The 9,410-nt window shown below is 68.1% G+C and carries 5 protein-coding genes (1 of these 5 cut by a window edge); 3 read left to right on the top strand and 2 right to left on the bottom strand.

Translation table 11 applies throughout. The features are described from left to right. Positions 1–111 precede the first annotated feature (111 nt). Positions 112–4,230, bottom strand: a complete 4,119-nt coding sequence (locus ABMY26_RS09485; protein WP_372395453.1) for a Pls/PosA family non-ribosomal peptide synthetase — start codon at positions 4,228–4,230, stop codon at positions 112–114. A 568-nt stretch (positions 4,231–4,798) separates the two neighbouring features. On the opposite strand from ABMY26_RS09485, the gene ABMY26_RS09490 reads away from it, so the two are divergent. Together ABMY26_RS09490 and ABMY26_RS09495 are read left to right on the top strand one after the other, a co-directional pair. Further along, on the top strand, positions 4,799–5,563 hold the full coding sequence (locus ABMY26_RS09490) for an SDR family NAD(P)-dependent oxidoreductase (RefSeq protein WP_372395454.1): 765 nt from the start codon (positions 4,799–4,801) through the stop codon (positions 5,561–5,563). Between the two features lie 42 nt (positions 5,564–5,605). Further along, positions 5,606–6,895, top strand: coding sequence for an MFS transporter (locus ABMY26_RS09495; protein WP_372395455.1), 1,290 nt, complete (start codon positions 5,606–5,608; stop codon positions 6,893–6,895). Positions 6,896–6,900: 5 nt separating this feature from the next. Here ABMY26_RS09495 and ABMY26_RS09500 read toward each other — a convergent pair whose 3' ends face one another. Further along, a complete protein-coding gene (locus ABMY26_RS09500; protein WP_372395456.1) occupies positions 6,901–7,383 on the bottom strand; it encodes an Lrp/AsnC family transcriptional regulator in 483 nt (160 codons plus the stop codon). Between the two features lie 134 nt (positions 7,384–7,517). On the opposite strand from ABMY26_RS09500, the gene ABMY26_RS09505 reads away from it, so the two are divergent. Continuing rightward, positions 7,518–9,410, top strand: the 5' portion of a protein-coding gene (locus ABMY26_RS09505; protein WP_372395457.1) for a transketolase. 519 nt of this gene lie beyond the right edge of the window; 1,893 of the gene's 2,412 nt are visible here — the first part of the coding sequence; it begins with the start codon at positions 7,518–7,520; its stop codon lies off the right edge, out of view.

Here is a 9,410-nt window from a genome sequence, read left to right on the forward strand (position 1 = left end):
GGCCGCACGGAAGGCGGCGCGGCGGTTTGACTTGGGACAGTTCGGAGGATTTTCTTGGAAGGCGCGCGGGGAAGTGGTCAGACCAGTGCCGCTTCCCCGGCGATAACTTCCCTACGCCGCCGCCTTCACCTGTCCGGCGACCGCCGCATGGCCATGCGTCACCGGCTCGGCCGGGGCACCGGCCCATTCGCCATGGGCGGGGATTTCCTCGCCCTTCATCACCAGGGTCAGCGGACCCAGCCGGGCGAAATCGCCGACATGGGTGTCGTACAGCACCGTGGCCCCCGCCCCGACGGTGACGCCGGTGCCGACGCTCACCCGGCCGACCTTCATGACGCGGTCCTCGTAGAGATGGGTCTGCAGCGCCGACAGGGCGTTGATCGCAGAGTAATCGCCCACCGCCACGCAGTCGAACTCGGTGATGTCGGTGGTGTCCATGTAGACGCCCCGGCCGAACTTCGTGCCGAACAGGCGCAGCACCCAGGGCAGCATCGGCGTGCCGCGCAGATGGTCGAGCAGCACCTTGCCGGCGAGGCCCCAGTACAGCACGGCCACCGCCTCGGTCCGCATCGCCCACCAGGACCACATCGGCTTCATGGTGGGGACGTAGCGGCCCATCAGCAGCCACTTCACCAGCGCCACCACCAGCACCATCGCGACCGGGATGGCGACGCTGACCGCCAGGAACTGCCAGGCGAAGGCGCCCCAGCGGCCGTCGAGGATCGCGGGCGCGAACATTTCCACCGCGAAGGTGCCGAAGGTGATGAACAGCATCGACGGCATCGACAGGCTGAAGGCCTCGAACACCGCGCGGCCGAGACGGCGCGCGCGCGACGGCTCGAAGGTCCAGCTGGAGGCGACGTTGTCGAACTTCTGGCGGACCGGGAGCCTGATCGGCGGGCTGCCGAACCAGGTGTCGCCCGGCTGCATCTCGGCATTCGCCGGCGGCTTGGACTTGATGCCGATCAGCGTGCCGGTGGGGATGACCGCCCCCGGCGGGACCACGGCGTCGTTGCCGACGAACACGCGGGCTTCGGTCTTCACCGGCTTCAGAACCATCCAGCCGCGGCGGATGTCCTCGTCGCCCAGCACCACCTCGTCGGCGATGAAGCATTTCTCGCCGATCTCCACCAGATCGTAACGGCCGGCGAGGTTGGTCGAGATTTCGGCGTCGCGGCCGATCTTGGCGCCCATCAGCCGGTACCAGGCCCGCATGTAGACGGTGGCGTAGAGCGAGCTGAGCGTCTCCAGCATCACCTCGGTCGCCAGGGCCACGATCCATTTGCGGACATAGAACCAGCTGTGGACCGAATAGGAGCCGGATTCCACCTTCGGCAGCACGATCCAGCGCATGGCGGCGATCAGCAGCACGGTGAAGGCCACCAGGAACATGGCGGTCGGCCAGGCGATGGCGGGGACGTAGTAGAGATAGTTGACCTTGAACACCCCGCCCATCCAGGCGTCCAGCCGGTCGAACAGGTAGAAGGCCGGGAAGATCGGGATCAGCGCCACCGGCGGCAGTCCGACCACGGCGACCAGATAGAACAGCCCCTGGGTCATCCGGCGGAAGACCCCGGCGGCGGGCGCCTGGGGCAGGGCGGCGCGGTCGACCGTGCCGACCTTGCGCGCGGGCGAGCCGTCCCACGATTCATAGGCCCCGGTGCGGGTGCCGGCGGGCAGGGCGGTCAGGTCGGCCAGCTCGGTGCCGGGTGCCACCACCGCGTCGTGCCCGATGACGCAGGAGGTGCCGATATAGGCATCGTCGCCGATCTCGATGGTGCCGATCACCAGCTCGTTGCCGATCACCTCGGCATTGGCCAGCTTCACCTTGCCGCCGGTGGACGCGCCGCGGCCGATCGACACCAGATCGATGGCGCCGGATTCGAACTCGCCGATCATGGCGTCGTCGCCGATCCGGGCGCCCAGCGCCCGCAGGAACAGCCGCATCAGCGGCGATCCCTGGAACCATTTCAGGTGGACGAGGCTGATGAAGCGCTGCGCCAGCCACCAGCGGTAATAATAGACGCCCCACAGCGGGTAGCGGCCCGGCTTGGTGCGGCCGATGATCAGCCATTTCGCGGCGATGGCGATGGCGATCGTCGCGATGTTGATGACGACATAGACGCCGAACAGGGTGGAAATCTCGCCCAGCAGCGTCGCGTCCTCGCCCGACAGCAGCATGTAGCTGACGAAGACGCCCAGCCACTGGACGGTCATCAGCGCCAGGATGACCGGCAGCGCCGCGGCCTGGGCCAGCCCGCACAGCAGGCGGCGACGCCGCGGCGGCGGCTCGAAGGACAGGTCGGCCGGCTTGGCGCCGCGCCCGGCCGGCGCCTTGGCGTCCAGCCGCTCGGCCATCGCCCGCAGGCTGCGGGCGCCGTAGACGTCCTGGAGCGTCAGGCCCGACAGGCCCGCGGTTTCGCGCACCGCCGACACGAAGCGCGCCGCCAGCAGCGAATGGCCGCCCAGGTCGAGGAAGAAGTCTGCCTCCAGCGGGATCGACTGGCCGGGGAAGACCCGCCGCGCCGCATCCAGCAGGACGGCCTCGGTCGGGTTGCCCGGCTCCTCCTGTTCGGCGGCACCGGCATCCCCGGTCAGCGCCATCGCCTGGAGCGTCTTGCGGTCGGCCTTGCCCGAGGTCAGGCGCGGCAGCGCCTCCACCAGCTCGTAATGCGCGGGCACCATGTAGGCCGGCAGCTGGGCGCGCAGGGCATCGCGCAGCGCAATCCTGTCCGGTGCGGCGCCGGGTCGGGCAACGAGGAAGGCGACCAGCCGGTCCAGGCCGTTGTCGTTGCGCAGCACCACCGTTGCCTGGGCGACGCCCGGCAACTCGGTCAGCTTCGCCTCGATCTCGCCAAGCTCAAGACGGAAGCCGCGGATCTTCACCTGATCGTCGATGCGGCCGTGGAAGCGCAGGTTCCCGTCGGCGTCCAGGCTGACCGCGTCGCCGGAGCGGTAGAGCAGCGGATCGGGACCGGCTCCGGCGCCATCCGGCCGGAAGGGATTGGCGATGAACTTTTCCGCCGTCAACTCCGGCCGGCCGAGATAGCCCTGCGCGACGCCGGGGCCGCCGATCAGCAGTTCGCCCTGGGTGCCGGGAGGAACCGGGTTCAGCGCCTCGTCCACCACATAGCAGGTGTAGTTGGGGATCGGGCGGCCGATTGTGACGGGGGTGTCGGGGAGCACCTCGGCCACGGTGGCGACGACGGTCGCCTCGGTCGGGCCGTAGCTGTTGAACAGGCGCCGGCCGGGCCGGCACCAGCGCGCCGCCACTGCCGGCGGGCAGGCCTCGCCGCCCAGGATGACGACGCGCAGCGACGGCACGTCCTTCGGCAGCATCGCCAGCAGGGTCGGCACGGTGTCCAGCACTGTGACGCCGGCGTCGTTCAGCACGTCGGCCAGCCGGTCGGCCTCGTCCAGCACCTGGCGGCTGGCGACCCACAGGGTGGCACCGGCCAGATAGGGGACAAATATCTCCTCCAGCGACAGGTCGAAGGCCACCGATGCGCCCTGGAACGCCACGTCGTCGGCGGCGATGCCGTAGACGCTGTTGGCGGCGCGCAGGTAATGGCAGATGTTGCGGTGGCTGATGACGATGCCCTTGGGCTTTCCGGTCGAGCCCGAGGTGTAGATGGCATAGGCCGGGCTGTCCGGCGTGACCCCGTCGGCGCGCAGGTCGAGCGGACGGGCGTCGTCGCCCAGCACGTCGCCGATGCGCAGGGTCTGCACCGCCGCGCCGTGGACGGCCAGGGTCGCCGCCTTGGTGCCGGTGACGAGGTCGACCAGGATGGCCGGGGCGGCGCAGTCGGTCAAACTGACCGCCACGCGCTCTGCCGGGGCATCGGCGTCGAAGGGCAGATAGGCGGCGCCGGCCTTCAGGATGCCGAGCAGTGCCACATGCAGGTCCAGCGACCGTGCCATCCACAACCCGACGAAGCAGCCGGGGCCGATTCCGCGCGCCCGCAGGCCGCGGGCGACCCGGTTGGCCCGTGCATCGAGTTCGGCGTAGCTGACGCGCCGCCCTTCATGGATGATGGCCGTACGGTCGGGATGGGCAGCGGCGGTTGTCTGTGGAATGTCGGACAGCAGCTCGTCCCGCAGCAGGGTCGGGTCGACGGGACCGCGCAGCATCGTCACCGGACCATCGGCGGCGCTGCTGGAGGAAATCGTCGATTGACCGGCCGGGGAGACGTCGATCGGGCCATTCGCCCGCGTATTCAGCAGGGTCACGCTGTATCAGCCTTCCGATAGGGATCAGCGCGGTGGCGCCCAACGGACCCGAGCGGTGCCCGGTCCCGGCGGTCGGCTGAATGCGGCCATGTGCCGCCGACATGTTGTGGGACTTTATGGTTAACGAAAGCTTTCCATCGGTCAGGCGGGTACCTGTACCGTTGGGATATGGCAAGTCTTGGGCCGACCAAGCGCTGCAAGAGCACGATTCGCACCGACCAGAAGAAATTAAAAGACCTGCCGGCCCGGATACATGCGGATACATGCGGGTTCGGGCGCCGCTTACATGATCCGATAAGGACGACCGGTCAAGGGAGTCCTTATGCAAGGGAGGCAAACGGATCCTGCGTATGTCTGGACCGGCACATTTCCTGAGGGTTTTCCCTGATCCGTCTTCATTCGATGCATGCATGGCTGCCGCGCCGGCGGGCCGGGCCTGCCGTCAACAATCATGATGGACGTCATCATATTTCTTATTCATTATGATCATAATTTATAGGCGCTTGGCGCCGGTGGTGCGCACCGGTTGGCCCGTAGCGGATTCTGCAGTTCAACAGGGAGAAGAGCGATGAGCATCACGACGGATATGGGCGGACGGGTGGTCCTGGTCACCGGGGGCACCTCGGGCATCGGGCGGGCGACGGCGCTGGCTTTCGGCCAGGCTGGGGCGACCGTGATCGTCACCGGCCGGCGCGAGGCGGAGGGGCAGGAGACGGTGGCGCAGATCGGCCATTCCGGCGGAGTCGGCAGCTTCGTGGCGGCCGATGTCGCCGATGCGGCGGAGGTCGCCGCCCTGTTCGGACGGATCGAGCGCGACCATGGCCGCCTGGACGCCGCCTTCAACAATGCCGGCATCCATCAGGTCGCCCCGCTGACGGAGATGGACGATTCCGCCTTCGACCGCATACTGACCGTCAACGTGAAGGGCGTCTGGCTCTGCCTGAAGCATGAGCTGGCGATCATGAAGCGCCAGGGGCATGGCTCCATCGTCAACACCGGTTCGGTGCTGGGCCAGATCGGCATGGCCGGCAATGCCGCCTATTCCGCCAGCAAGGCGGCGGTGGAAGGACTGACCCGCACCGCGGCGATCGAGGTCGCGGCTTCCGGTGTGCGTGTCAATGCCGTTTGCCCGGCGATCATCCAGACGCCGATGACCCAGGGCTCCCTCGGTGGACCGGAGCAGGTCGAAGCCGTGCTGGGGCGGCTCCATCCTGTCGGCCGCGTCGGCCGGCCCGAGGAGGTTGCTGCCGCGGTGCTCTGGCTCTGCTCGGATTCTGCCGGGTTCGTCACCGGCCAATCCATCAACATCGACGGTGGCGTGACCGCCCAGTAACCCCCGGATCGACTGCGCGCCGGCCGACGGAGACGCCAATTCATGCTGTCCACCCCTCTCGCCTCCGCCCTGGCGCGGCGGAACATCCATTACGGATGGGTCGTCGTCGCCGTCACTTTCCTGTCGATGCTGGTCTCGGCCGGCGCGGTCGGCGCCCCCGGCGTCCTGCTGCTGCCGTTGCAGCGGGAGTTCGGATGGGATACCGCCGACATTTCCACCGCCATGGCGATCCGACTGCTGCTGTTCGGGCTGATGGGCCCCTTCGCCGCGGCGATGATCAACCGTTTCGGCGTCCGCCGCATGGTTCTGTCCTCCCTGACCCTGGTCGGAGCGGGGTTGCTGGCCTCGCTGGCGATGCGCGAGGTGTGGCAGCTGATCGTCCTCTGGGGGTTCGTCGTCGGCTTCGGCACCGGCCTGACCGCCATGGTGCTGGGCGCCACCATCGCCACGCGCTGGTTCGTTGCCCGCCGCGGGCTGGTGATCGGGTTGCTGACCGCGAGTTCGGCCACGGGGCAACTGGTCTTCATGCCGCTCCTGTCGATGCTGACGGAGGCCTATGGCTGGCGGACCGCCATCGCGCTGCTGTGCGGGCTGATCGCCACGGCCGCGCTCGCCATGCTGGCGCTGATGCGTGACCGCCCTGCCGACCTGGGGCTCGCCGCCCTGGGCGAGGCGAAGGACGCCCCGCCTCCTCCCCCGGCCGGCTCGGTCCTGCCGGCGGCCTTCGGTGCCCTGCGCGACGCCGCGGTGACACGGACCTTCTGGGTGCTGTTCGCGACCTTCTTCATTTGCGGTGCCAGCACCAACGGCCTGATCCAGACCCACCTGATCCCGCTCTGCGTCGATTTCAGCGTACCGGAGGTCCAGGCTGCCGGACTGCTGGCGCTGATGGGGATCTTCGATTTCATCGGCACGGTCGGATCCGGCTGGCTGTCCGACCGGTATGACAACCGCTGGCTGCTATTCTGGTACTATGCGCTGCGCGGGCTGTCGCTGCTCTATCTGCCCTATTCCGACTTCACCCTGTACGGATTGTCGGTCTTCGCCGTCTTCTACGGTCTCGACTGGATCGCCACCGTGCCGCCGACGGTGCGCCTCACCGCCGAACGCTTCGGCCGGGAGCGTGCCAACCTCGTCTTCGGCTGGGTCTTCGCCGGCCACCAGCTCGGCGCCGCCGCCGCAGCCTTCGGTGCAGGCCTGTCGCGCACCGTCCTGCAGAGCTACCTGCCGGCCTTTGCCATCGCCGGCGCCCTGTGCCTGGTCGCCGCCCTGCTGGTGCCGATGCTGGGGCGCGGTGCCGGGCGCGTCAAGCCGGCCGCCGCGCGGGGGTGAGGCTCTTATCCCCCCAGATGGTCGAGCGGCAGCGCCGTGCGGTAACGGACCTGCTTCAGCGCGAAGCTCGATCTGATGTTGGCGACGCCGGGGATGCGGGTCAGGTGTTCCTTCAGGAAGCGTTCGTAGCTTACGAGGTCCGGCACCACCACCCGCAGCAGGTAATCGGCGTCGCCGGTCATCAGGTAGCATTCCAGCACCTCCGGCCGAGCCATCACCGCAGCCTCGAACCCATCGAGCCGCGCCTCCACCTGCCGTTCCAGGCTGACGCTGACGAAGATGTTGACCGGCAGCTCGACGGAGGCCGGATCGACCAGCGCCACATAGCGGCCGATCACGCCCGCCTCTTCCAGCGCCTTGACCCGCCGCAGGCAGGGCGACGGGGACAGGCCGACACGCTCCGCCAACTCGTTGTTGGGCAGGCGTCCATCCTCCTGCAGGGCGGCCAGGATCTTCCGGTCGATGCGATCGAGGGCATGCTTTGGCATTGGATGCCGTTCCCGGCTGTGATTCGACATCCGATGCTAAAACGAACGCGAGGGCGGCGCCACTTCGCAAGCACCTGCCGGATCGCAAATGATAGGCTCTGCGAACCATAACCCCCCAGTCCGGGAGCAGACCCATGACCGCGACCTTGCCGTCCTCCGCCGACCTCGCCTGCCTGGCCGAGTTGGAGCGCAAGGTACTCTGGCTCGCGTCCTGGACGATCCACAACGCCAACCATGTCCGCCCCAACCTCGACGGGCTGAAGATCGGCGGCCATCAGGCCTCCAGCGCCTCGCTGGCCACCATCATGACCGCGCTCTATTTCTCGGCGCTGCGGCCGGAGGACCGGGTGGCGGTGAAGCCGCATGCCAGCCCGATCTTCCACGCCATCCAGTATCTGCTGGGCAACCAGACGCGCGGGATGCTGGAGAATTTCCGCGGCTACAAGGGGGCCCAGTCCTACCCGTCGCGTACCAAGGACGTGGACGACGTCGATTTCTCCACCGGTTCGGTCGGGCTGGGGGTGGCACAGACGCTGTTCGCCTCGCTGGTCCAGGATTACCTGAAGGCCAAGGGCTGGGCTCCCGGTCTGGACGAGGGCCGCATGGTTTCGCTGGTCGGCGACGCCGAGATGGACGAGGGCAACATCTTCGAAGCGTTGCAGGAGGGGTGGAAGCATGGCCTGCGCAACACCTGGTGGATCGTCGACTACAACCGCCAGAGTCTCGACGCGGTGATCCGCGAAGGGTTGTGGGAGCGGCTGGAGAACATCTTCCGTGCCTTCGGCTGGGACGTGGTTATCCTGAAATACGGCACCCTGATGCAGGAGGCCTTCCGCGAGCCGGGCGGCGAGCGCCTGCGCGACTGGATCGACAACTGTCCCAACCAGCTCTATTCGGCCCTGACCTACCAGGGCGGCGCCGCTTGGCGCCGGCGCCTGATGGACGATCTGGGCGACCAGGGCGACGTCACCCGCCTGATCGAGCGCCGGAACGACGAGGAACTGGCCCGGCTGATGGGCAATCTCGGCGGCCACGACCTGCCGTCCCTGCTGGAGGCTTTCGCCGGGGCACGCACGCATGACCGGCCGGTCTGCTTCATCGCCTATACGGTCAAGGGCTTCGGCCTGCCGCTCGCCGGCCACAAGGACAACCACTCCGGCCTGCTGACCCGCGAGCAGATGGACGGCTTCCGCGCCGCCAACAAGGTCCGGCCCGGTCATGAGTGGGAGCGTTTCGAGGGGCTGGGCCTGCCCGGGGCGGCGCTTGAGGAGTTCCTGCGCCGCGTGCCCTTTGCGCAGAAGGGCCGCCGCCGCTACGAGGCGCCGGCGGTCGGGGTGCCTGCGGTCCTGCCGGCCCCGACGCAAAAGAACCTGTCGACCCAGGCCGCCTTCGGTCTGATCCTGAACGAGATCGGGCGCGAGCGTTCGCCACTGGCCGAGCGCATCGTCACCACCGCCCCCGACGTCACCGTTTCCACCAATTTGGGTGCCTGGGTGAACCGGCGCGGCCTGTTCGCCAAGAGCGAAATGGCCGACCTTTTCAAGAAGGAGCGCATCCCCTCCACCTACAGCTGGGAGTTTTCGCCGAAGGGCCAGCATCTGGAACTGGGCATCGCCGAATCCAACCTGTTCATCCTGCTGTCGGCGCTGGGCCTGTCGCACAGCCTGTTCGGGGAGCGGCTGCTGCCCATCGGCACCGTCTACGACCCTTTCATCATGCGCGGCGCCGACCAGTTGAATTACGCCTGCTACCAGGATGCCCGCTTCATGTTGGTGGCGACGCCTTCGGGCATCACGCTTGCGCCGGAAGGCGGGGCGCACCAGTCCATCGCCACGCCGCTGGTTGGCATGGCCCAGGACGGCCTTGCCTATTTCGAACCGGCATTCGCCGACGAACTGGCGGTGGTGATGCGCTGGGCCTTCGACTACATGCAGCGGGACGGGGAGGGGGCGCCGAACGAGCGCAACTGGCTGCGCGACGAGACCGGCGGCTCGGTCTATCTGCGCCTGTCCTCCCGGGCGCTGGAG

The sequence above is a fragment of the Azospirillum sp. HJ39 genome, assembly GCF_041507355.1.
In the GTDB taxonomy this organism is placed as follows: domain Bacteria; phylum Pseudomonadota; class Alphaproteobacteria; order Azospirillales; family Azospirillaceae; genus Azospirillum; species Azospirillum thiophilum.

Excerpts from the sequence above, each read along its gene's own strand:
- ABMY26_RS09500 (WP_372395456.1), bottom strand. The coding sequence starts at position 7,383 with ATGCCAAAGCATGCCCTCGATCGCATCGACCGGAAGATCCTGGCCGCC.
- ABMY26_RS09490 (WP_372395454.1), top strand. The coding sequence starts at position 4,799 with ATGAGCATCACGACGGATATGGGCGGACGGGTGGTCCTGGTCACCGGG.
- ABMY26_RS09495 (WP_372395455.1), top strand. The coding sequence starts at position 5,606 with ATGCTGTCCACCCCTCTCGCCTCCGCCCTGGCGCGGCGGAACATCCAT.